This window comes from Niabella terrae (assembly GCF_054783135.1).
In genome coordinates this window covers 99,321-122,414 of sequence record NZ_BAAGRD010000001.1, presented here as the reverse complement: position 1 = coordinate 122,414, position 23,094 = coordinate 99,321, and the positions used below count along the sequence as shown (strand labels likewise).

Below are 23,094 nucleotides of genomic sequence, written 5' to 3'. Positions count from 1 at the left end.
GACTCAATAAACAGATTTTTTGGACCTGCCTTCTGGCATCAGCTGTTCAATCACCAGCAGGATCAGCATCAGAGCGCAGAAAATCCAGAAATAGTAGGAAAAGCTCATCAGATTCATATCCCCTGAAACTTTTTTATCTATCTGGGCCAGATTGGCAGCAATTTTCTTGACGGCATCGTCTGTATTCTCCAGTCTGACATATACCCCATGGGTATTGGCGGCTATCTGTTGTAATTCCGCCTCGTTGAGTCGGGAAATAATTTCCATACCGGTTTCGGGATCCAGCCGGTTTGCGCCGGTAGAATCGTCGGGGATAAAACTGCCTTCCGGAGAGCCGATGCCCACAGTATTGACCATCAAACCCCTTTTAGCCAGTTCTTTTGATAAGTCCAGGGCTTCCTGGTCATGATCTTCACCGTCCGAAATCAGAATGACTGCCTTGTATTTGGCTTCCCGCTGCCCAAAAGCGTTCAGGCTTTCCTGAAGTGCATCAGCAATAACAGTGCCTTTCCGGGGAACAGATTCCGGCGAGGCATCCTCAACAAACATCGCGGCAGCGCTATGGTCTGCACTAAGCGGCATTTGTAAATAGGCCTTTCCGGCAAAAATAATCAGGCCTATCCGGCTGTTCGGCACGGCATCCATCATTTTGCTGATAAACTGTTTGGCCCGCAGCAGCCTGTCCGGAGCCATATCCCGGGCCAGCATGCTTTTACTGACATCCAGCGCAAAAACCAGATCAATGCCTTCCCTTTGGATACCGTCACTACCCCCGGGTTTACGTAGGTTCATTACAGCCAGTACGCCAAATACAAAAGCCAGACAGACCAGTATAAATTTGAATCCAAACCTTTGGGGAGAATACCGGTTCAGCATGGCTTTAACAACACCCGGATCACCGATTTTCTTCGTGGTACGGCGTTTCCAGCGCCTGATATTAAAAAACAGCGCCAGCAGCAGCAGGACGCCGCTCATCAGCCAGATAAAAAAAGGATATTCAAACTGGAAACCCATATATAGTCCTGTTCGTTAATACAGTTCCTGCTAAATGTTCAAGATTCCTGCCAATTCCTGTTAAGTCTCCTGTTTTTCAGGAATCAGCCCGTCGTTTACATTGTGCCTTTAAAAAATCCGTATTTTTTAAGAATTTCTTTCAGGAGTTCCAACCTGATCTTAGTCATGTCAAAGTTGGGATCCGGAGATTCAATATTTAAAACAAAGAAATAAGGGTGCTTGTTTTCCTCGATCCAGCCGGTAATCCAACCCAATGCATGCCCTTGATCGGTGGTTGCCCATCCGGTTTTATAGGCCAGTCGGTAATTGGTATTGTTTTCAAACAACATAGCAGCCTTTACCTTGTCCTGATATAATTTGAAGAACGGTAATTCGTCAAAATATAGTTTTTTTACGACGCCGAGATTTTGATCTGGGGTGATTTTCAGGGAATTATCCAGCCAGAAACTGTCTATGTCCGAGATTTTGTAGGGTTTTTTGTCCTTTTGCTGACCATAAGCCAGACTGTCCAGCCAGAACTGCATGGTATCCACTCCAATCCTTCGGGCAACTTCCTGATAATAAGGAACGGCAGATACCCGGAACGCTTCGTACATATTGAGGTCCTTATCCCATTCCGCTCTTCTTTTTATGCCGTCCCAGGGGATCACCATACTGTCTCCGGAAATAACGCCTGTCTGCAGACCGATCAGGGAATTAATAATTTTGAATGTCGATGCCGGCAGATAGCTGCTGTCCCGGTATCTTTTCAGGTTATAAATCGTAAAATCCCCTGTTCCGTTGTTAAAAAAACCAAAGCAACCCGTTACCTGGCGGGCATCAAAATACTGCTGAAGACTATCGTCCTCTTTTACGTTGTTCAGGGTACAGGAATTAAGTGTCAGCAGGATACCTAATATCCAGGTTGTCGGACGGAATAATAGTTGTCGGTCAAAGATGTTCATAAGGAGGCAAAAGTATCAAACTTATGTGGAAACTGCTTAGTTTTCAGATAGATGACGATGTCTATCATTCCGGAAAGGGGTTGTTCAAAGTCAGTTGGTAAAAAATTAGTATATTTAAACTACGAAAAACAGCAGACAGGCAGTATAAACGACAGGAGCTATTAAAAAAGTTTGTTATGCAAACAAAGCTACCATACAGCCATGATCCGCTGAATGATTACCGCCTCATCATCGACCTCCCCGGGGCAGTAAGAAAAAAAGTAGCGGAACTAAAAACCACATTTGATGCGGATTACAGGGGAACAGTCATTGCCGGCGGCAACCCCTTTATTTACCTGGCCACTTTTTCCCAATCAGAATCGCTGGAACAACAGATGTCAGATGCCGTGGAACGCATTGCACTGGCTTTTATGCCCTTTAAAATGCATCTCAGGAATTTCGGAGCACTGGATCAAAAAGAAATATTTATCGCCGTGGAAGAGAAAGATGTCTTACAGTACCTGATAAAGAATCTGAAATCCACCACAACCCATATGAAAAATGCCCGATTTAATGAAATAGCCCGGGTGAGTCTTGGTCAAAGGCTTCAGCCCTGGCAATTTGAAAAAAGCTGGAAAAAATATGCGCATAAAACCCTGAGTGCTTCATTCTTAGCGGATGAGATGCTACTACTCAAGAGAATGGAAGGTTTCAGAAGCTGGCAGGTGCTCAGGCATATGCCTTTTCAGAATATGGTATTGGAACCGACCCTTCAGCCAGCCTGATCCAATTTAGACCTTAATGTAGATTTTCTTTTTATCCAGCCAGTAACAAATCGCCCACATCAACAGGATGACGCAAAGTGCATATAGCAATGATCCGATCCTCGGATCTCCCGGTATATGCGACAGTAAGGATTTATACAACCAGTTCCAGGGCGTCACGCCTTCATCATTTACCAACAGACGTGCTGTTTTGGGTAAAAATGCGCTGAGCGCGAAAATAAACAGGGGATTTTTGCCAAAAACTTCAAAAAAACGAATCGGAAATCCTTTGTAATGCCGAATTTCAATCAGGTAGATCATCGTCGCGATCGTCAAAATGGCCAAACCCGTTGTATATACTACAAAGGAACTGGTCCATATTTTTTTATTGATGGGGAAGACCATATCCCAGCAGAACCCGGTTATTAACAGGCCTACGCCGATCACGAAAAGACCGGAAAGCATTTTATAAAGCCGGTTGTCCCGGTCTCCTGCACTGGCTTCTGTACCCGCTGATTTAATGTACACCCCGGTAAAGTAACCGAATACCACCTGGACGATGGCAGGTAAAGCACTCAGAAGGCCTTCCGGGTCAAAGGGGCGACCCTCACCTTTGTACATATGGGGGATATGCAGCAGGGCTTTGTCCAGTTGGGTACCCACCCAGCCATCCAGCGAAAAAGGGTCAGCCGGATTACCCAACAGACAGATGGCCCAATAGGTAATCAATATTACCAGGCCTGTGTAAAATGCTGCCCGGGGTTTCAGATAATAAACAATGATGGAGGCAAAGAAATAACAGATGGCAATTCTTTGCAGCACACCCAGAATGCGGACACCACTTTCTGGGTTGCGGGGGTTTACCCAGCTGATGGCTTCCAAACCTCCTTCATGCCAGCGTATAAAAGGATACCAGTTTAGAAAAAGACCGATACCGAATATCCAGAGGGTTCTTTTTATAATCTTATTCCAGAAAACGGCATCACCGCCTTCTGTCAACCGGGGCATTACAAATGCCATTGCATTTCCTACTGCAAACAGAAAAAACGGGAAAACCAGGTCTGTGGGGGTTAGTCCGTGCCAGGGTGCATGCTCCAGTGGCGGAAAGATATGGGACCAGCTACCAGGGTTATTGACCAGGATCATAAGACAGACCGTTGCCCCTCTAAAAACATCCAGCGAAAGAAATCTAACCTTCATAAAAAAATATGGAAACTATCGTTTAATACTATTTAAGGCTATTAAATATACATAACTTTATCTTGTACTGACCCGCTTATCTAATATAGCAGGTTTTGGGCAAGTATAAAACATAGATTTTTAGCGAGATGATCACGGCGAAGCGGTTTTATACTACCAAGCGATAAAGCTATATTTGCAAATCTTTTTACCTTGGGCAGGTAAAGATTGCTCGGCCCTTTTTTGAAAATGATGGGACTGAGGTGGCGAAGCTATAAATAATTGGAATTGAACAAACAATGGCATGTAGTTTATACCAAGCCCCGTTGGGAGAAAAAGGTGATGCGGTTACTTTCGGATAAGGAGATCGAAGCTTATTGTCCGCTGAACCGGGTAAAGAAGAAATGGAGTGACCGCATCAAAACGGTAGAAATCCCATTGTTTTCTTCATATGTCTTTGTGAATATCGAGGAATCGCAGAAAATTAAGGTCCGGGAAACCGAGGGAGTGCTTAATTTTATATATACCGAGCATAAGCCGGCCATTGTCAGGGATTGGGAAATCGAGAAAATAAGGCGTTTTCTCAGTGAATACGAGGACGTGGAACTGGTTCGGCAGCCGGTAGCCAGAGACCAGACGGTATATGTCAAAAAAGGACTGTTTACAGATGAGAAAGGGAGGGTACTGGATCTGCGTAACAATAAGGTAACCGTCGAGATTGACAGTCTGGGTTATAACCTGGTTGCTGTATTTGATATTTCTGAACTAACAATAAACCCTAACGAACATTAATCCGCATGAAAGTATTCAGAATTTCAGGGAGCCTGCTGCTTGTGGCAAGTCTGTTGTTTTCCTGTAAAATTCAACAAAATCTGCCTCAGTATCTGGAAAAGGCCAATGAAGAGAATATCGACAAGACGGTAACTATTCCCGAACTGATAATCCAGAAAAATGATTTACTTGCCATTCAGGTATACAGTGACTTTATCCCTCCGGATGCCAATCCGGATGACTTGTACAATCAGCCCACACCAGACGGAGGCGCCATGACGAATAATTCGGCCAATATGTTGGGCAATACGACCAATCCTTCGCAAGGTTATCTGGTCGATAATAACGGAAATATCGAGTATCCCCGGTTGGGCCTCATTAAAGCGGAAGGACTAACTAAACTTCAGTTGCAGGAAGAAATTAAAAAAAGGCTGATATCTCCCATAGAGTTACTAAAAAACCCGACGGTAATTGTTCGTTTCCAAAGTTATAAGGTAACCGCGGTGGGCGAATTTAACGCACCCCAGACATTCAATATACCCACAGAAAAAATCAATATCTTTCAGGCCGTGTCTATGGCAGGGGGCATTACGCAATGGGGTCAGAAAGATAAAGTAAAAGTGATCCGCGAACACAATGGAAAAAGAGAACTTGGTCTTGTCGACCTGTCATCTCCGGATGTATTTACTTCGCCCTTTTATTTTCTAAAGCAGAATGATATCATCCTGGTAGACCCAATACCCGAGAAAGCAAAAGTCTTCGATGAGAATACTACCCGAAGCAGGGTGGGCCTGATCACTTCATTTGTGTCGGTAGCTACCGCGTTGACAGGACTGATTATAGTATTAACCCAAAACAACTAGAAGCCCTCCTGTAAGAGGCAATTAGTTTATGAATGAGAATTTAAATGACAAACCTGAGCTGCAACAGTTAAGTCTCAGGGATCTATTTTATAAGTATATTAGGTTCCTGCCACTTTATCTCCTGTTTATTGCCATGGCCATTACAGGAGCCTGGCTGTACCTGCGATATACCCAGGAAGAATATAGTGCCACAGGTACCATGCTTATCGATACAGAAGGTGAAACCAGCGATAAAGTGGAGGAGTTGATGTCCGGCGGACTTAAGGATCGGAATTTGCAGAACGAAATTGAGGTACTTGCATCCAAGCGCTTATTAACAAGAGTAGTAGATCAATTGCTGCTCCAATTTACATATACTGCGAAAGGGAATGTAAAAGATGTGAACGCATACAAATTAGCACCTTTCACACTCCAGGTCCATCAATTGATTGATTCGACTAAAATATTTTCATTTAACATCGAAATAGAAAGTAATCAAAAATTTAAAGTCAACGGGACTAGTATCTCTTTCGATCAGAAGTTTACTTTGCCTGATGGTGTTTTTGAGCTTGTGAGAACGAGTCGCGCATTTCCTGGTAGCGAATATATAATTTCATATAAGCCTGTAGAAATAGCGGCCGCTGAAATGACAAAACGATTAAGTGTGCAACCAAAGGTTTCTAATACGGGGATTCTTACTATTGTATATCAAAGTCCTAACCCTTATTTATCTGCCGATGTCGCCAACAGTATTATGCAACAGTATAATGCCATGTCTGTAGAGCAGAACACCTTATCTTTAAAATCCAAGATTGATTTCGCAGATAAAAGGCTAAATGAACTGCAGGCAGACATAGACAGTTTGAAAAACCGATTGGTGCGCTACCAGAAAAATAATGATTTAATCGATGCGACTTCACAAATTCAACAACACCTGAGTGTCGCTGGAGTGCAGCAGGAACTGGTTCAGGGTAGGGAAATTGCCCTTTCCAGTCTTTCTCAGATAGAAACTTATCTTCAGAATAAATCCAATGCCTTTTCAAGCGTAATCGTGCCTTCCAGTCTGGGTATTGAGGATTTGACATTGAATAGTATGATTGCTAGGTACAATGAGGTGCAGATTCAGCGACGAAGCCTCTTGGAAGCCAATGTTACAGAGGAGAACCCGCGTATTGGCACAATAAATCAAAATTTAGAATTACTTCGTAAAAGCATCTTGGAGAATATTCGGATTTTGAAGGCGAATTACCAGCAATTATTGGCCAAGGCATCAAACCAAAAATCCCAAAATCATGCGGCAGCTTCTGATTTGCCGGAAAAAGCGGGGGAACAAAAGGACCTGGAAAGACAGCTCGCTTCCAAGCAGGCCTTATTTGATATCCTGAATGAGAATCGGGAACTCGGCGCTTTAAGTGTCTCAGGGACCTTATCCGGAGGCAGTATTCTGGAGAATGCAACGCCCAATCTGACTCCTGTAAAACCCAGCCCAGGGACAGTGAAATTAGTGGCCTTGCTATTGGGTCTTTTGCTGCCCACTGCTTTTATATTTATCAAGGAACTGCTGAATGATCGTATCAATACCCGTACCGATATCCAAAAAGTAACCGAAGCCCCCATTTTAGGAGAAATCGGGCATTCTGCCCAGGGCAAAACGCTGGTTGTTAACAAAACCAATCGGAGTCTTATTTCAGAACAGTTTCGGATTATCCGTTCGAATCTTCAATATATTATTGGTAAAAAGGATAAAGCCGTAATTCTGGTGACGTCCTCTTTTAGCGGCGAGGGTAAATCTTTTATCAGTACCAATCTGGGTGCAGTATTAGCACTAACAGATAAAAAAACGGTTATTTTGGAGTTTGATCTACGGAAGCCGAGGATTTTGGCAGGTCTGGGATTGAACAAAAATCCGGGCGTCAGTAATTATATGGTCAGCAATACAGAATTGGATGAACTATTATTACCCGTACCGGGAGAATCCAATTTGTATGTACTTCCTTGTGGCCCAATCCCGCCTAATCCTTCCGAACTATTGCTTTCAGAGCGCATTACCGAGCTATTTGAGAAACTGAAAGAGAATTTTGATTATGTTGTTGTGGATACTGCACCAGTTGGAATGGTCAGCGATGCACTTACGCTTGGGAAATATGCAGATTGTACACTTTATGTGACCCGTCAAGGGCGCACCTTTAAGAAGCAGATCGGTTTAATAGATGAAATGTACCGGTTGAAGAAATTGCCGCATTTATCCATTATACTTAATGACGTAAAAATGCCTACCGGTGGAGGATATTATGGCAACTATGGTTATGGTTACTATGGTAGCGGGGAACAAAGCGGTTACTACGATGATGAAGTACATACTAAAACATTGGGACAAAAACTGGCTGCTGCATTTAATCCGGTCAATTGGTTTAGTTCACGTAAATAAATTTTTCTATTTATTACAGTTGTGACGAAAATATCGCACAAAGCAACTTTAACATATAGAACTGCAAAGCATGAAAATTTTAATTACCGGAGGGGCGGGGTTTATTGGGTCCAATTTAACAGAGGTACTACTGAATGAAGATGCGGTCAATAAAGTGCGGGTTCTGGATAACCTGTCCACCGGATCGCGAGAGAATATAGCAGCGTTTCTGAATCACCCAAAGTTTGAATTTATTGAAGGCGATATCCGGGATTATGATACCTGTTTAAAAGCCTGTAAGGGCATTCAATTAATCTCCCATCAGGCGGCACTGGGTTCTGTCCCCCGTTCGATTGCCGATCCGCTGACTACTAATGCTGTTAATATCACAGGCACTTTGAATGTTTTTACGGCGGCCAAGGAATCACGTGTCCGGCGTGTGGTATATGCGGCGAGTTCGTCCACTTATGGAGACCATCCCGGCTTACCAAAGCAGGAAGATACAATCGGTAACCCATTGTCACCCTATGCTGTAACCAAATACGTTAACGAATTATACGCAGCGGTTTATGCAAGTCTGTATAATCTCGAGTTAATCGGATTGCGCTATTTTAATATTTTTGGCCCGCGCCAGGATCCCAAAGGTCCCTATGCAGCGGTAATCCCCCTATTTGTAAAGGCAATTTTGAGTGGCGCCCCGCCAACCATTAATGGAGATGGAGCGCATAGCCGTGATTTTACCTTTGTTGGTAATGCCGTCTTGGCCAATCGGCTGGCATTATTTACTGAGAATAGCGAAGCAGTAAATACTGTTTATAATATTGCCTGTGGTGATGAAACAAGTTTGAATGGTTTGTTCGATCAGTTGAAGCAGGCAGCTGGCAGTAATCTGGAGCCGCTTCATGGACCCGAAAGAGTTGGCGATGTAAAACATAGTCTGGCGGATGTATCTAAAGCCAGGGACCTGCTAGGATATAATCCATCTATCAAAATTGAAGAGGGGCTGGCAAAGACGTTTCAATGGTATCAGGAACATCCTCATTTCCTGGGTATTGAATCCACTGCAAGCTGATACGGTTGATAAGCCGATATGTGTTTATAGTTACGCTTGGTCGATAAATTAATGTAAGTAATTTCTTCTTTTGTATTTAATTAAATAAAGTATTCATGTCTGCAAGAACGATTCTGATCACCGGCGGTGCTGGTTTTATTGGCTCACATGTAGTCCGATTATTTGTCAATAAATATCCTGATTACAGAATTATCAATTTGGATGCCCTGACTTATGCCGGCAATCTGGAAAACCTGAGAGATATCGAAAATTCACCCAATTATATTTTTGAAAAGGTGGATATTGTCGATGCAGGAGCCGTCAAGGCGGTTTTTGAGAAAAATCAACCGGATGGAGTTATTCATTTGGCCGCCGAGAGTCATGTTGATCGATCCATTCATGCGCCACTGGATTTTGTGTATACGAATGTTATTGGTACCGTTAATCTCTTAAATGCAGCAAAAGATCTTTGGTTAAATAGCACTAAGCCTTTTGATGGTCCGACTCCCCGTTTTCATCATGTATCTACCGACGAGGTCTATGGAGCATTGGGAGATACCGGTCTTTTTACTGAATCGACATCATATGACCCTCATTCACCCTATTCTGCTTCAAAAGCGGCTTCTGATCATTTTGTATACGCTTACGCAGATACCTATGGACTTCCGGTAGTACTTACCAATTGCTCCAATAACTATGGCCCGAATCATTTTCCCGAGAAACTAATTCCGCTGATGATCCATAATATCATTAACCATAAACCACTTCCGGTATATGGTGATGGTAAATATACCAGGGATTGGCTATATGTCATAGATCATGCCCGGGCTATTGACCTGGTATTTCACGAAGGCAAACAAGGTGAGAAATATAATGTAGGTGGCTTTAACGAATGGAAGAATATTGATTTGGTAAAACTTTTATGCAAACAGATGGATCAAAAATTGGGCAGACCTGAAGGTGACAGTGAACAGTTGATCAGTTTTGTAAAAGACCGTCCCGGACATGATTTACGTTACGCCATTGATGCTACGAAGATCAATAAAGAATTGGGCTGGTCGCCTTCGGTGACATTCGAAGAGGGCTTATCTAAAACGATCGACTGGTTTTTAAGCAATAAGGAGTGGCTGGAGAATGTAACCAGTGGCGCCTACCAGCAGTATTACGAAAAGCAGTATCAGGATTAAACGCAGACCGCAGAGATAAGCGCATTGTGACAGGCAATAAAATCTAAAATTTCTATGAAAGGTATTATACTCGCCGGTGGTTCCGGCACCCGGTTGTATCCCATCACAAGGGCTATCAGCAAACAGCTGATGCCGATTTATGATAAGCCGATGATTTACTATCCGTTGTCCGTATTGCTGATGGCAGGTATAAATGAGGTTCTAATCATCACGACGCCGGAAGATCAGGCAGGGTTTAAGCGACTGTTGGGAGATGGTTCTCGAATAGGCTGCAGATTTGAATATGCAGTACAGGAAGTGCCCAACGGACTCGCACAGGCTTTTGTAATTGGCGCCGATTTTATAGGTGACGATAAGGTTGCCCTGGTGTTGGGTGATAATATTTTTTATGGCGCAGGACTCGAATCCCAACTCAAGCAGCTTACTAATGTGGAAGGGGGCTATGTTTTTGCATACAGGGTGAGTGATCCGGAGCGATATGGAGTCGTTGAGTTTGATGAGCAGAATAGGGCAATTTCTATCGAGGAGAAACCAGAAAAACCTAAATCCAATTTCGCAGTTCCTGGTTTGTATTTTTATGATAACAGTGTAGTGAAAATCGCCAGGGAGCTGGAGCCTTCCGCAAGAGGAGAGTATGAAATTACTGACGTTAATAAGCATTTTCTAGAACGGAGTAAATTACACGTATCTGTTCTAGAGCGAGGGACTGCCTGGCTGGACACCGGAACTTTCGACTCTTTGACAGATGCATCTGAGTTTGTAAGGGTAATCGAGAAAAGGCAGGGTACAAAAATCGGTTGTATTGAGGAAATTGCCTGGCGAAATGGCTTTATAAATAAAAAAGAGCTAGAATTGTTAGGCGATGAGTTAATCAAGAGTGGCTACGGCGTATATCTTAAAAGCTTGGAAAAATAGCTATGGTCGAACCTGCTTATTTTGTACATCATTCAGCAATAATTGATAAGGGAGCGATAATTGGTCATGGTACCAAAATTTGGCATTTTACTCATATTATGCCAACCGCCCAGATTGGAACTAATTGCAACTTAGGTCAAAATGTATTTATAGGTGACCGGGTTATAGTTGGAAATAATGTTAAAATCCAAAACAATGTTTCTCTGTATGAGGGGATAATATGTGAAGATGAAGTGTTTATTGGTCCCTCAGCTGTCTTTACTAATATAATTAATCCTCGAAGTTCAATTTCAAGAAAGAATAGTTATAAAAACACAATTCTTAGAAAGGGAGCAACGATCGGAGCGAATGCTACATTAATATGCGGAATTGAAATAGGAGTATTTTCATTTATCGGGGCTGGTGCGGTTGTTACAAAAGACGTTCCGGACTACGCCCTGGTAGTAGGAAATCCTGCAAAGCAAATAGGATGGATGAGTCAACAAGGCGAAAAATTGGATTTCAGCTCTTCTGATGTTGTTGTCTGTAAGAATTCAGGAGTCTCATATAGATTGAAGGGGAATAAAGTCCTGGTTGTTGAAAAACTCGCATAATTTGCCTCCTTACTTTATAACTTATGAGTTTAAGAAGTGAAGCTGTATCAGGAATAATTTGGACTTACGCGCAACAATTTGGAACACAATTGTTAAGCTTCGTCGTTACATTGATACTGGCAAGATTGGTAATGCCTGAAGAATTTGGGCTTATCGGTATGCTGAGCGTTTTTATCGGTGTTGCAACTGCCCTCGCAAATGGAGGAATGACCAGTTCTATTATTAGAACTAGAGAACTTGACGAGGTCGACTATTCCACCGTTTTTATCTTTAATTTAGTAGTGAGTGTAGTTTTATATTTTGTATTATATATCTGTGCGCCTTTAATTTCTAAATTCTATCGACAGCCCATATTGGAAGACTTGACAAGGCTGTACGGCTTAAACTTTGTCTTCGGATCCTTGGGAGCGATCCAAAGTACAATACTTACTAAAGAAATGAAATTTAGGAAGTTATTTCTAATAAGTTTGCCGGCATTGATTATCAGTAGTTCCCTTGGTATTTATTTAGCTTTTGAAGAGCTTGGAGTTTGGAGTCTGGCCTGGTTTTATTTAAGCAATACTGCGCTATACTCATTTTTTTTATGGATTACTTCTAATTGGAAACCTACTTTTCGATTCAGCGTCACCAAATTTTATGCGCATTTTAATTATTCTTATAAACTTGCACTATCTAGTATACTTGATGCTATATTTACTAATTTATATCAAATTGTAATAGGTCGCTTTTATTCGGCGGGACAAGTAGGTTTTTACACCCGCGCAAACGCTCTAATGATGCTGCCGGTGAATAATATTTCATCAGCGCTAACTAAAGTAGCATTTCCGTTATTTTCTAAAGTACAGAATGATGATGTTAAATTAAGAAGCGTCTACAAACAAATTATGCTTATGGCTTTTTTTGTCTGTACACCTGTTATTGGGCTTATGGCCGTTTTAGCTAAGCCACTTATTGTGTTTTTGTTTACGGAAAAATGGCTTCCTATCGTACCAATTTTCCAGATCATATTTATAGCAGGAATTTTGTATCCATTGGATTCGTATAGTTTGAATATTCTTAAAGCAAAGGGGAGAAGTGACTTATATCTAAAAGTGGAGATAATAAAAAAGTCTATTATTGTACTGGGGGTTGCATTCTCCTTCTTTTTTGGTATTTATGGGCTTTTTTATGCTCAAGCGCTCAGTGCCGTCGTTGCACTTTTTATAAATACATATTACACAGGTCGGATAATTGGATATTCTGCTCGAAAACAGATAGCTGACTGTTTTCCAGTAGTTCTGTTTACCGTTGCTAGTTGCTGTGTAGCTTGGATAGCATATTGGCTGATGTCGAAGTTGGAAGTAGGTAGTTTCTTTATACTTGCATTAGCATCAGTTTCTGGAGTAGCAGCATATGTAGGCGTAGCGTTTCTATTTAAGTTTTCGAGTTTAAAAACAATTAAAAGTGTGCTTAAGCTATAGATGAATAAAAAGTACAACAGTTAGTTTCTTGTATTCTGTTTTTCAACTTCGGTTTTTTATTCTCTAAACGTGATATTTTTATGGTAAGGACTATTTCAGTGTTAGATACATCAATTGCTACCCAAAATGTAGGAGATGAAATTATTATGGATGCAGTCTATAATGAACTGGCCGAAATCTTTAATCACTCAATGTTTTTGAGAATTCCTACACATGAGATTATCGGTAGAACGAGCCTATCGTTAATAAGGAATTCTGAGTTGGGGATTGTCGGTGGTTCAAATATTTTGTCGTCCGCAATGAACCGCTATAGACAATGGAAATTGTCGCTTTGGCAAAGTTATCTAATTAGGAATAAAATTTTACTATTGGGGGTCGGATGGCGAAATTACCAAGATCAACCAAATTTTATAACTAAGCGATTGTTAAAGAACATACTTCACAATTCTTTTGTTCACTCGGTAAGAGATAGTTATACTGAGAATAAGTTGAAGAAAGAAGGCTTTGTGAATGTTATAAATACATCATGTCCAACAATGTGGAGGCTTACACCTGAGCATTGTGAAAGGATTCCGACGAACAAGTCAGATACGGTGATTTTTACTTTAACAGATTATAGTAAGAGCCCTGAAATAGACAGGTTTTTAGTTTCTGAGCTTCTGGCAAATTATTCTAGGGTCTTTTTTTGGATTCAGAGTAGAAAAGATTTGCTGTATTTGAACGAACTCGATTTGGACCTTTCCAGAATAAAAGTTGTCGATCCCACACTTAAAGATTATGATGCATTTTTGAATATAACCGATTGTGATTATATTGGTACTAGACTTCATGGCGGCATCCGAGCACTTCAAAAAGGTAGACGTGCCATCATTATTGGTGTAGATAATAGAGCAATTGAGAAACAGAAAGACTTTAATCTTAATGTTATAAATAGGGGAGAGCTTGTAGTTAGGCTAAATACTGCAATTAACGACTCATTTGAAACTAAGATCAGTATTCCTCAGGAAAATATTGCACAATGGAAAGCGCAGTTTTTCAATAACAAGTCTTGATTGGTATGAAACAGCCGAAAGTCAGCATAGTTGTTTTGACATATAATGCGCCCAAGTATGTGTATAGGACGCTACGATCTCTTTATACTACTGTTTATGGAAATTATGAAGTAATTGTTTTTGATAATAATTCAAGGTTAATTACAAAATTAGTCAACCTATATGCACTAAAAAGAGGTTGGATAGATCGTTTAATTTTTTCGCCTAAAAATATCCTATTTTCTCCAGGGAATAACGAAGCTGTTAAAAGTATTGCAGCGGATAGTGAATATGTGCTGCTCTTGAATTCTGATGTGCAAATACGGCATAGTGAGTGGTTGGATAAACTAATGAGTATTCATGAGTACGGAGCTACCGCACTTGGCGTTTGCAAGAATGAGCCACAAAGAGCGGATGGTTACTGCTTCTTGACTGATAGAAAACTGTATGAAAAATATAAATTGGATGAAGAGTTTGAATGGTGGTGGGGGCTGACAAAGTATCAAGCAGAAATATTGAATAAAGAGGTTTGTAATGTAAAAGCAGTAATAGCGCATGAAGATTTATTAATTCATTTTGGCGGAGCTTCCAGGAAAGGGTTTTGGAATGTCAAAGACCTTAATAATGCAAAAGGATTAGAGCAAAGCGTAATTGAAGTGAAGTCATGGTTTAATAGAAAATCTGTGGAGATAATAGATAGATTAAGTTGATTTAATGAAGATTGTTCGACTCTCAACGTTTTTGGATTTTGGTGGCATCGAATCTAAAATGGCTAATCTGTCACGATATAATGATAATTATAATGAATGGATTTTCGTTGCAATTAATAAAGGAGGCGCCGCCGAGACTAAAATTAAAAATAACGGCAAGAAAGTTGTTTGTTTAGGATTGTCTTATTCGATCCCCTCGTTAAAGACTATACTTGAGCTATACCTATTTTTGAAGAAAGAAAAACCTGACGTACTTCATAATTCTGGGGCTGAAGCAAATTTTTTTGGGTTTGTTGCTGGAAAACTTGCGGGTATACCTAAAGTAATAGTTGAAGAAATCGGTATCCCACATTGGTCAGCTAAAGCCCGTTTTATATTTAAGAATATTTTTAGTAGGGCTGATAAAGTGGTCGGAGAATCGGAAGTTGTTGTAAGAAACATTTCAGAAATTTTGCATCTTCACAAAGCTAAAACATGTATAGTGCCAAATTTTGGGATATTTGACTATGATTTTTCTAAGGTGTTTGCAAATAAGGACTTTACCTGTTTTAATATTGTAACAATTAGTCGACTCGAGTCAGTAAAAAACATCGAAGGATTACTATATGTGTTTTTAGAAGTGGTAAAAAGAACGGGCAGATTTATTAAGTTAACAATATGTGGCTCAGGTAACTCTGAGCTCAAACTAAAAGAGTTGGTGGAGAAGCTTGACTTGAAAAGTAAAGTAGTGTTTGTCGGTTTTGTTGACGATCCGTATCCTTATTTATTAAATTCCGACTTATTTGTTCTGAACTCATTATCCGAAGGTTTTTCAAATTCGATACTTGAAGCTATGTATAGCAAAACGCCGGTTTTAAGTACGGCTGTTGGAGCCGCGCCTGATATTATTAAGGATGATGTAAACGGGTTTTTGGTCCCGCCAGGTGATAATGCAAAGCTTTTGGATAAAATGATTCATGTTCTTTCGCTTCCCTTAGCTGAACTTCAACGTATCGGTGAAAATGGCCATTATACGGTAACTGGTAGGTTTACATTGCAAAGGCACGTAAACGCACTAATTGAACTTTATCAATCTTAACATTGTCGATAAAATATTTTTCTCAGATGCTGCAAAAGAAGAGGATTTACGGTAAGTCGCCTTTATTGCTGTACTTTATATTGTTGATTTTTCCAAACTCGATTCTTTATGGTCAACCGAATCGAGATCTCAATACGATATACGATCTTTTTGGTTCACAAATAGAGAAAGCCAACCCAGCGATTGCAATTAGGGTTCGCCCCTTGTTTGGGAAATCAATTAAATTTGAGATTAGGGATCAAGAAAAGGATAGAGAATTAATCGATATCATAAGCACAGACAATAGTTTATTGATTAAGGCAAACTCGAAGGACGCACTCACGGACGGCATGTTTATTTACCTTAATAGATTGGGTTTTAGGTATTATTTCCCCAGTGAAACTTGGCATTATTATCCGACGCTACACACGATTTTTTTGCCTATGAAATCTTCGTTTGAACCAACCTTTATAAATAGGCGGATTTGGTACGGGTATGGCACAGGTTCTGAATCTGCTAGTAAGGATTATAATTTTTGGGTCAAGGCAAATTGTCTTCGGGAGCTAGTTCCAGGGACTTATGGTCATGTCTATGAAACGATTATTTCGGACAATAAAGCTGAATTCTTAAAACACCCAGAGTACTTCGCTGTAAATGTTGAAAGAGGTAAAATACCTAAGAACGCTAAATTTAATGTAGAGAATAAAGAGTTGCAGAAGTTAGTAGTTGCTGATGCTTTGAAACGTGCGGAAAAAGCGTATAAGAAATATGGGGATCGCTTTATGATTTCAATGGAGCCATCTGATGGAAAAGGGTTTTGTGAAACTTGTACAAGTCTAAGGACGCCTTCTGAACAAGTTTACTTTTTGGCAAATCTTGTAGCTAAGGAGTTAAAAAGGTATTATCCTTTTGCATTCGTTGCCTTGTACGCATACAATCAACATTCTCAGCCACCACATTTTAAATTGGAAGATAATATTATAATATATATAGCGACAGCTTATAATTCCACTAATTATACATATGAAGAGTTGTTTAAGTTGTGGAGTTTAAAAGCTAAAACAATTGGTGTTAGAGACTATCTCGGTGTTACCGCTTGGGATTTAGATTTACCAGGTGGTGGAAAGGCTGTAAACCTCAGTCAGTTGTCACAAGATTTAAGGTTTTACGCTCGAAATAATTCTAAATTATATACAGCCGAAACCACAAATGGGTGGATCGCTAAGGGGTTGGGGCATTATATAACTAGTAAAATGCTTTGGGATACAGCTAGCAGTATTAATGTATTAAAAAATGATTTTTTTAGTACAATGTTTCCTTCTACCAAGAAAATGGCATTCGAAGTTTTCAATAAGATTTCCTCCTATAAAAGAGGGATGCCAATCGATAATGACCTGGATGAATGGTTGAATATCGGACTGACCGCAATAGAGAGGGCTTCAAATAGGTTAGAAAAGCAAAGATGGGAAGATATACTTGCCTACGTGAATACGATTTATTTTTATCGAGAATACACGCGTACTCCTTCAAAAGAAACTTTAGTGAAACTGTTTAAATATGGGTATAAAAATATCGATAGAAGCATTTACGGTATTTATGCATTAGAACGTCGAATGTCCACTATTTTGAAGAAATATGGTATTGAGACCAGCGGACTAACTAATGGACAGGATAGTAGTGATAGACAGTATGCGGCCTATATAAAAAGGAACTTAAAGCCACAAAAGTGGAATAGGTATGATTATAAAAACTTTAAGGTTAGTTTAGATTCGAAAAAGGAAAGTAGAGCGCACCCTCATCCTGCATTAAGGGGCGTGAAATTATATCTCCTAAATATTTCTAAAAATTCACAACTTACAATGTATGCAGGTTTAATAAAGTCCGCAAAGCAGCCAGGCGCAGATATGTATTTGTTTGCTAAATCGGATTCTGGTTTGAATAATCCTATCCTGTATAAGCATATTGAGCCATCTAGAAACATTAATCTAAGATTTAATGATATTCCGCCCGGAGAATATTGGATGAAAGTGGATGATAAACGTAACGGTTCCAAGATAATTGCTACTGAAAACTTACCCTATTTAATTGTCGGAGATGCTGATCATAAGTTTAATTCATTATCCAGGAGTAATTTTTACTTCTATATAAGCAAAGACGTTCGGTACTTTACATTGAACATCGGAATGGTGGCTACTATTAAAGCTCCCGACGGTAAGGTCTATGAGTTCCAGAAGAACAATAATTTGTCCGTGAATTTCGAAGTGAGTGATAGACAACATGGTGTGTGGGAAGTTTTGAAACAGTCTGGATTTATTTCAATTGATGGCGCCTACCCTTATTTTATGACTAGAAGAGATTGGGTGCCTATGATCGAAAATTAGTTGTAGACAAATGAGTTTAGCGGATTACGAATATGGACTCTAAAGACATGATGAAAAAGATTCTATTTATTACTTGGGATGGGCCACAGACATCTTACATGGAGGGTCTTTTTATGCCGATTTTTAATGAAATAAACTTAAACAAAGTAGGTTGGCAGTTTCACGTTATTCAGTTTACTTGGGCTGATAGTGGGAGAATTTCCAAGACCCAGGAAGCAGCTTCAAAATATAAAATCAAGTATCATCCGATTAAAGTACATAAGCGTCCTACCAAGATAGTCGGTAGTTTGTATTCAATGGTAATAGGCAGGAAAGTTATTCAAAAGTATATTAAAAGTAACGGTATTGATGTTGTAATTCCTAGAAGCACTATCCCCGCGTTTATAATTGGCACAGTAAATCTAAGAGGGGTAAAGTTGATATTTGATGCAGATGGACTTCCTATCGAAGAGCGCGTGGATTTTTCGGGATTGAAGAAGAACTCTGCCGTTTATTATTTAAGTAAAATGATGGAAGCCAAAATATTAAAGAAGGCTGACATAGTCCTAACACGCTCAAATAAAGCAATAGAACTACATCTGAAAACTATAGGAGAAAAGTTTCAAAAGAAGTTTTTTGTCGTCAGAAACGGGAGGGATATTAAATTATTTAATTCAGATATTCAAGTTCGTCAACAGGCTAGAAGAGAATTGGAAGTAGCAAACTACTTCGTTTTTGTATACGCTGGTTCATTAGGGGAACAATATTGTTTTCAAGAAATGTTAAAAATCTTTGGGGAATTTAATTGGGTTCGACCGTCAAAGTTTTTAATTCTAACGGGCGATGTAGATCTTGCCACGAAGCAAATCCCTGAAGACCTTAGCGATCGAGTAATATTAAAAACAGTGCAACCAGAACAGGTGCCTTTCTATTTAAACGCTTCGGATTTGGGATTTGCTTTACGAAAGCCAAAATGTAGTATGAAAGGGGTTGCGCCAATTAAACTTGGAGAGTATCTTCTTTGTGGTCTGCCTGTTGTTACAAGTAAAGGAATTGGTGATACAGAAGAATTAATTGAATATTTTCCGGAATGTTATTTTTTTGATCATGTTAACTCTATATCCGAGAAAATGCCTGAGATTATTCAGTTTATCCAAAACACTTTTTTTGCGGATAGGGACTTGATCAGCACAAAGGCAAGATCGTTTTTTTCCCTTCAAAAGGCAGCTCAATCGTATATTGACGCGCTACAAAATTTAGACGATTAGTTTATAGAAATAAAACATTTTATAATCATCCATCTGGCGTAGTTTGAAATGAAAATTCTTTACTTAACTAAACATTCTAAATTGGGTGCAAGTAGTCGATTGAGAAGTTATCAGTATATCCCACTTTTAGAAACGGAAGGTATTGAAATTTGTGTGAAGCCGTTTTTTAATGAAAAGTATTTAAGGAAGCTGTATGCAGGGAAGATTCCATATTTATCAATAATTAAAGCATATTTTCGGAGGTTCTTGGTAATTTTTTCGGTTTATAAATATGATAAGTTGGTTATTGAGAAGGAAATTTTTCCCTATTTGCCTGCAGTAGTAGAAAGATTGCTTAAAGTATTCAAGATTAAATATATTGTGGATTATGATGATGCAATATTTCACAATTATGATCAGTCGAGATTTCTTATAGTACGGATACTCTTACAAAATAAGATACGGACTGTGATGAGAAATAGCGAAGTGGTGACTGCAGGAAATTCTTATTTGGCTAATTATGCTTACGAGTCTCGAGCGAATAAAGTTGTTATCATTCCGACGGTAGTAGATTTAATTCGCTATAAGAGAGGGAATCGAGAGGAATGTTCTAAATTTGTTGTTGGGTGGATAGGGACCAAATCTACGTTTGAACAGTATCTTGTTCCGTGTAAAGCATGGATACTGGAAGTTCAACGATTATACCCGGACTTGGAGTTTCATATAGTTGGTGTTTCGGAAAAAGAAGATTTCGGAGCTCAAACAAGATGGTTCGAATGGAAAGAAGAAACTGAGGCTAAGCTTATTGGGCAATTTGATATAGGTATTATGCCTTTGGGCAATAGCAAATGGGAATTGGGTAAATGTGCATATAAACTAATTCAGTACGGTGCTTGTGGCGTTCCGGGACTAGCTTCAAATGTTGGCATGAATAGCGAGATAATAAAACCGGGTGAAACGGGATGGTTAGTGAATTCCCCGTTGGACTGGATGAGATTTATTATTAGAATGAAAGAGAATGCCCGTGAAACTAAGGCGATGGGAGAAAATGCAAGAAAATTAGTGGAGGAAAAGTATTCGCTTCAAGTGACAATCAGTAGATGGATGGAACTATTACTAACCTAGTATGTACATAAGTATCATGGGAATTTCTGATATTTGAAAATAGATCATATTAAACATATATAGGAGTACTAGTTGCTGATGATTAAAACTAATTTGCGAAAAACAATAAAGCTTTCTAAATTTTATAATTTTAATATATGAGAATTGCTGTAATTGGAACCGGTTATGTCGGTTTGGTAACCGGCACTTGTTTTGCGGAAACCGGTAATATAGTCAGTTGTGTAGACGTAGATAAGGCGAAGATTGACAAACTCAAGAAGGGCGTTTGCCCCATTTATGAACCAGGACTGGATATATTGCTTCAGCGCAATATTAGGGATAATCGTATCAGATTTACAACCAATCTTAATGAGGCGGTTAATCAGTCCGATATAATTTTTCTTGCATTACCTACACCACCAGGTGAAGACGGATCTGCGGATCTACAGTACATTTTAAAAGTTGCAGATGACTTGTCTCAAATTATTAAAGAATATAAGGTAGTTGTTAATAAAAGTACAGTTCCTGTAGGTACAGCAGAGAAGGTTACATCCGTACTTGCCAAACGATTGTCAAGGGATTTGTTTGATGTCGTTTCTAATCCGGAGTTTTTAAGAGAAGGCATTGCAGTAGAAGATTTCATGAAACCTGACCGTGTTGTTATTGGAACAACGTCTGAGAGAGCTAAGGAACTTATGCACGAGCTTTATCAACCATTTGTTAGACAGGGAAATCCAGTGTATTTTATGGATGAACGAAGTGCAGAAATGACTAAATACGTTGCGAATTCTTATTTGGCTATGAGAATTTCCTATATGAATGAAGTTGCTAATCTTTGCGAGTTAACCGGTGCGAATGTTGACTTGGTCCGTATCGGAATAGGCAGCGACAATCGAATTGGAAAACGATTCCTGTTCTCTGGGATTGGTTACGGGGGGAGTTGCTTTCCTAAAGATGTGCTGGCCTTGCATCACACGGCCAAAGAACATAAATATTCTTTTGGATTATTGGATACCGTAATGAAGGTTAATAAGAATCAGAAGAAAGTCCTATTTAAGAAAATAAAAAAATATTATAAAGGGAATCTCAAAGACAAAAAGTTTGCTATCTGGGGTCTTGCTTTTAAACCCGAGACTGACGATATCAGAGATGCGCCAGCATTGAGTTTGATAGAGGATCTCCTGAAGGCAGGAGCACATTTGACTGTTTTTGATCCCGAAGCAATTCCGAACGTAAAAAGCCGTATGGGTAAAAAGATAAAATATGCAAAAGATCAATATGCGGCTTTGAAAGAAGCAGATGCGTTACTTATAGTTACTGAATGGAGCGAATTTAGAAATCCCGATTTCGAAAGGATATCTAAGAATCTCAAATCCAAGGTTATTTTTGATGGAAGAAATGTTTATAGCCTGGATAAAATGAAAGAGCTCGGATACTATTATAATAGTATTGGTCGGACCATTGTTAACTAGATAATTTAAATTAATAATGAAAAAGCGTGTATTAATTACTGGAGCTGCCGGATTTTTGGGATCCCACTTATGTGATAAATTTATAAATGAAAATTGTCATGTTATAGGGATGGACAATTTGATTACAGGAGATTTAAAGAATTTGGAGCATTTGTTTCCGAACCCTCATTTTGAGTTTTATCATCATGATGTAACTAAGTACATTCATATACCCGGAAATTTGGATTATATCTTACATTTCGCTTCTCCTGCTAGTCCCATTGATTACCTTAAGATACCTATACAAACGCTTAAAGTGGGCGCAATGGGAACACATAATTGTTTGGGACTTGCAAAAGCAAAACATGCACGAATATTGGTAGCATCAACGAGTGAAGTTTACGGAGATCCTTTGGTGCATCCACAGACGGAAGAGTATTGGGGAAATGTAAATCCGGTAGGCCCGCGTGGTGTATATGATGAGGCCAAACGATATATGGAGTCTATTACAATGGCCTATCATACTTTTCATAAAGTTGAAACGCGTATTGTGCGGATATTTAATACGTACGGACCTCGTATGCGACTTAATGATGGAAGGGCGTTACCTGCTTTTATTGGTCAGGCGCTCCGGGGGGAATCAATCACAGTTTTCGGTGATGGATCTCAAACCAGGAGTTTTTGTTTTGTGGCCGACCTTGTTGAGGGTATTTATCGACTTTTGTTAAGTGATTATACTAACCCCATGAACATCGGGAATCCGGATGAGATTTCTTTGAAAGAATTTGCCGACGAGGTTCTTGCACTTACGGGGAATAAAGTAGAGATCATTTATAAGCCGTTACCTGTCGATGACCCCAAACAGCGCCGACCGGACATCTCACGAGCACGAAAAATATTAGGATGGTCACCTACGGTTTCTCGAAAAGAAGGATTGAGTCTAACATACAATTATTTTAAGGAACTGCCCTCAGAAATTTGGTATCAACAGCCGAAGCAATTTGTTTGAGAATGCTGGCCATTTCAAT

Annotated in this window: 20 protein-coding genes; 17 read left to right on the top strand and 3 right to left on the bottom strand. The window is 39.7% G+C overall.

The annotated features are described in order from the left end of the window. Window positions 1-3: 3 nt before the first annotated feature. Window positions 4-1,014, bottom strand: a complete 1,011-nt coding sequence (locus tag ACYVI9_RS00575) for a VWA domain-containing protein (RefSeq protein ID WP_460759222.1) — start codon at window positions 1,012-1,014, stop codon at window positions 4-6. Window positions 1,015-1,109: 95 nt separating this feature from the next. Then, the gene (locus tag ACYVI9_RS00570) at window positions 1,110-1,958 is read right to left on the bottom strand and encodes a penicillin-binding transpeptidase domain-containing protein (protein WP_460759218.1); all 849 of its coding nucleotides are present in this window, start codon (window positions 1,956-1,958) and stop codon (window positions 1,110-1,112) included. Between the two features lie 176 nt (window positions 1,959-2,134). Here ACYVI9_RS00570 and ACYVI9_RS00565 point away from each other — a divergent pair, with 176 nt between their 5' ends. Beyond that, window positions 2,135-2,722, top strand: a complete 588-nt coding sequence (locus tag ACYVI9_RS00565; RefSeq protein ID WP_460759215.1) for a 2'-5' RNA ligase family protein — start codon at window positions 2,135-2,137, stop codon at window positions 2,720-2,722. Between the two features lie 6 nt (window positions 2,723-2,728). On the opposite strand, the gene ACYVI9_RS00560 is transcribed toward ACYVI9_RS00565, so the two are convergent. Continuing rightward, window positions 2,729-3,901 carry an acyltransferase family protein gene (locus ACYVI9_RS00560; protein ID WP_460759212.1) on the bottom strand — a complete coding sequence of 391 codons (1,173 nt, stop codon included), beginning with the start codon at window positions 3,899-3,901 and terminating at the stop codon, window positions 2,729-2,731. A gap of 267 nt (window positions 3,902-4,168) precedes the next feature. Between ACYVI9_RS00560 and ACYVI9_RS00555 the strand changes: the two genes are divergently transcribed. From ACYVI9_RS00555 to ACYVI9_RS00480, 16 genes are all read left to right on the top strand, one after another. Beyond that, a complete protein-coding gene (locus ACYVI9_RS00555; RefSeq protein WP_460759210.1) occupies window positions 4,169-4,672 on the top strand; it encodes a UpxY family transcription antiterminator in 504 nt (167 codons plus the stop codon). A gap of 5 nt (window positions 4,673-4,677) precedes the next feature. Next, on the top strand, window positions 4,678-5,514 hold the full coding sequence (locus ACYVI9_RS00550) for a polysaccharide biosynthesis/export family protein (protein WP_460759207.1): 837 nt from the start codon (window positions 4,678-4,680) through the stop codon (window positions 5,512-5,514). A gap of 28 nt (window positions 5,515-5,542) precedes the next feature. Beyond that, window positions 5,543-7,921, top strand: coding sequence for a GumC family protein (locus ACYVI9_RS00545; protein ID WP_460759204.1), 2,379 nt, complete (start codon window positions 5,543-5,545; stop codon window positions 7,919-7,921). A 70-nt stretch (window positions 7,922-7,991) separates the two neighbouring features. Further along, entirely contained in the window at window positions 7,992-8,972 is a 981-nt protein-coding gene (locus ACYVI9_RS00540; protein ID WP_460759202.1) for an SDR family oxidoreductase, read from the top strand. A gap of 95 nt (window positions 8,973-9,067) precedes the next feature. Beyond that, a complete protein-coding gene (gene rfbB, locus ACYVI9_RS00535; protein WP_460759199.1) occupies window positions 9,068-10,138 on the top strand; it encodes a dTDP-glucose 4,6-dehydratase in 1,071 nt (356 codons plus the stop codon). A 54-nt stretch (window positions 10,139-10,192) separates the two neighbouring features. Further along, a complete protein-coding gene (gene rfbA / locus ACYVI9_RS00530) occupies window positions 10,193-11,053 on the top strand; it encodes a glucose-1-phosphate thymidylyltransferase RfbA (protein ID WP_460759196.1) in 861 nt (286 codons plus the stop codon). A 2-nt stretch (window positions 11,054-11,055) separates the two neighbouring features. After that, the gene (locus ACYVI9_RS00525; protein WP_460759194.1) at window positions 11,056-11,646 is read left to right on the top strand and encodes an acyltransferase; all 591 of its coding nucleotides are present in this window, start codon (window positions 11,056-11,058) and stop codon (window positions 11,644-11,646) included. 23 nt (window positions 11,647-11,669) lie between these two features. Beyond that, entirely contained in the window at window positions 11,670-13,106 is a 1,437-nt protein-coding gene (locus tag ACYVI9_RS00520; RefSeq protein WP_460759192.1) for a lipopolysaccharide biosynthesis protein, read from the top strand. 80 nt (window positions 13,107-13,186) lie between these two features. Next, the gene (locus tag ACYVI9_RS00515) at window positions 13,187-14,158 is read left to right on the top strand and encodes a polysaccharide pyruvyl transferase family protein (protein ID WP_460759189.1); all 972 of its coding nucleotides are present in this window, start codon (window positions 13,187-13,189) and stop codon (window positions 14,156-14,158) included. A gap of 5 nt (window positions 14,159-14,163) precedes the next feature. Next, window positions 14,164-14,847 (top strand): glycosyltransferase family 2 protein, encoded by a 684-nt coding sequence (locus ACYVI9_RS00510; protein WP_460759186.1) that lies wholly within the window; start codon window positions 14,164-14,166, stop codon window positions 14,845-14,847. Window positions 14,848-14,851: 4 nt separating this feature from the next. Next, a complete protein-coding gene (locus ACYVI9_RS00505) occupies window positions 14,852-15,925 on the top strand; it encodes a glycosyltransferase (RefSeq protein WP_460759183.1) in 1,074 nt (357 codons plus the stop codon). 26 nt (window positions 15,926-15,951) lie between these two features. Beyond that, on the top strand, window positions 15,952-18,285 hold the full coding sequence (locus ACYVI9_RS00500; protein ID WP_460759180.1) for a DUF4838 domain-containing protein: 2,334 nt from the start codon (window positions 15,952-15,954) through the stop codon (window positions 18,283-18,285). Between the two features lie 47 nt (window positions 18,286-18,332). Further along, window positions 18,333-19,532, top strand: a complete 1,200-nt coding sequence (locus ACYVI9_RS00495; RefSeq protein WP_460759178.1) for a glycosyltransferase — start codon at window positions 18,333-18,335, stop codon at window positions 19,530-19,532. 81 nt (window positions 19,533-19,613) lie between these two features. Beyond that, on the top strand, window positions 19,614-20,636 hold the full coding sequence (locus ACYVI9_RS00490; protein WP_460759175.1) for a glycosyltransferase family 4 protein: 1,023 nt from the start codon (window positions 19,614-19,616) through the stop codon (window positions 20,634-20,636). Window positions 20,637-20,773: 137 nt separating this feature from the next. Next, the gene (locus ACYVI9_RS00485) at window positions 20,774-22,087 is read left to right on the top strand and encodes a UDP-glucose dehydrogenase family protein (protein WP_460759172.1); all 1,314 of its coding nucleotides are present in this window, start codon (window positions 20,774-20,776) and stop codon (window positions 22,085-22,087) included. Between the two features lie 16 nt (window positions 22,088-22,103). Beyond that, the gene (locus ACYVI9_RS00480; RefSeq protein WP_460759169.1) at window positions 22,104-23,075 is read left to right on the top strand and encodes a UDP-glucuronic acid decarboxylase family protein; all 972 of its coding nucleotides are present in this window, start codon (window positions 22,104-22,106) and stop codon (window positions 23,073-23,075) included. Window positions 23,076-23,094 lie beyond the last annotated feature (19 nt).

Excerpts from the sequence above, each read along its gene's own strand:
- ACYVI9_RS00525 (WP_460759194.1), top strand. The coding sequence starts at position 11,056 with ATGGTCGAACCTGCTTATTTTGTACATCATTCAGCAATAATTGATAAG.
- ACYVI9_RS00565 (WP_460759215.1), top strand. The coding sequence starts at position 2,135 with ATGCAAACAAAGCTACCATACAGCCATGATCCGCTGAATGATTACCGC.
- ACYVI9_RS00540 (WP_460759202.1), top strand. The coding sequence starts at position 7,992 with ATGAAAATTTTAATTACCGGAGGGGCGGGGTTTATTGGGTCCAATTTA.
- ACYVI9_RS00545 (WP_460759204.1), top strand. The coding sequence starts at position 5,543 with ATGAATGAGAATTTAAATGACAAACCTGAGCTGCAACAGTTAAGTCTC.
- ACYVI9_RS00480 (WP_460759169.1), top strand. The coding sequence starts at position 22,104 with ATGAAAAAGCGTGTATTAATTACTGGAGCTGCCGGATTTTTGGGATCC.
- ACYVI9_RS00505 (WP_460759183.1), top strand. The coding sequence starts at position 14,852 with ATGAAGATTGTTCGACTCTCAACGTTTTTGGATTTTGGTGGCATCGAA.
- ACYVI9_RS00485 (WP_460759172.1), top strand. The coding sequence starts at position 20,774 with ATGAGAATTGCTGTAATTGGAACCGGTTATGTCGGTTTGGTAACCGGC.
- ACYVI9_RS00575 (WP_460759222.1), bottom strand. The coding sequence starts at position 1,014 with ATGGGTTTCCAGTTTGAATATCCTTTTTTTATCTGGCTGATGAGCGGC.
- ACYVI9_RS00550 (WP_460759207.1), top strand. The coding sequence starts at position 4,678 with ATGAAAGTATTCAGAATTTCAGGGAGCCTGCTGCTTGTGGCAAGTCTG.
- ACYVI9_RS00520 (WP_460759192.1), top strand. The coding sequence starts at position 11,670 with ATGAGTTTAAGAAGTGAAGCTGTATCAGGAATAATTTGGACTTACGCG.
- rfbB (WP_460759199.1), top strand. The coding sequence starts at position 9,068 with ATGTCTGCAAGAACGATTCTGATCACCGGCGGTGCTGGTTTTATTGGC.
- ACYVI9_RS00570 (WP_460759218.1), bottom strand. The coding sequence starts at position 1,958 with ATGAACATCTTTGACCGACAACTATTATTCCGTCCGACAACCTGGATA.
- ACYVI9_RS00515 (WP_460759189.1), top strand. The coding sequence starts at position 13,187 with ATGGTAAGGACTATTTCAGTGTTAGATACATCAATTGCTACCCAAAAT.
- ACYVI9_RS00560 (WP_460759212.1), bottom strand. The coding sequence starts at position 3,901 with ATGAAGGTTAGATTTCTTTCGCTGGATGTTTTTAGAGGGGCAACGGTC.
- rfbA (WP_460759196.1), top strand. The coding sequence starts at position 10,193 with ATGAAAGGTATTATACTCGCCGGTGGTTCCGGCACCCGGTTGTATCCC.
- ACYVI9_RS00495 (WP_460759178.1), top strand. The coding sequence starts at position 18,333 with ATGATGAAAAAGATTCTATTTATTACTTGGGATGGGCCACAGACATCT.
- ACYVI9_RS00500 (WP_460759180.1), top strand. The coding sequence starts at position 15,952 with ATGCTGCAAAAGAAGAGGATTTACGGTAAGTCGCCTTTATTGCTGTAC.
- ACYVI9_RS00510 (WP_460759186.1), top strand. The coding sequence starts at position 14,164 with ATGAAACAGCCGAAAGTCAGCATAGTTGTTTTGACATATAATGCGCCC.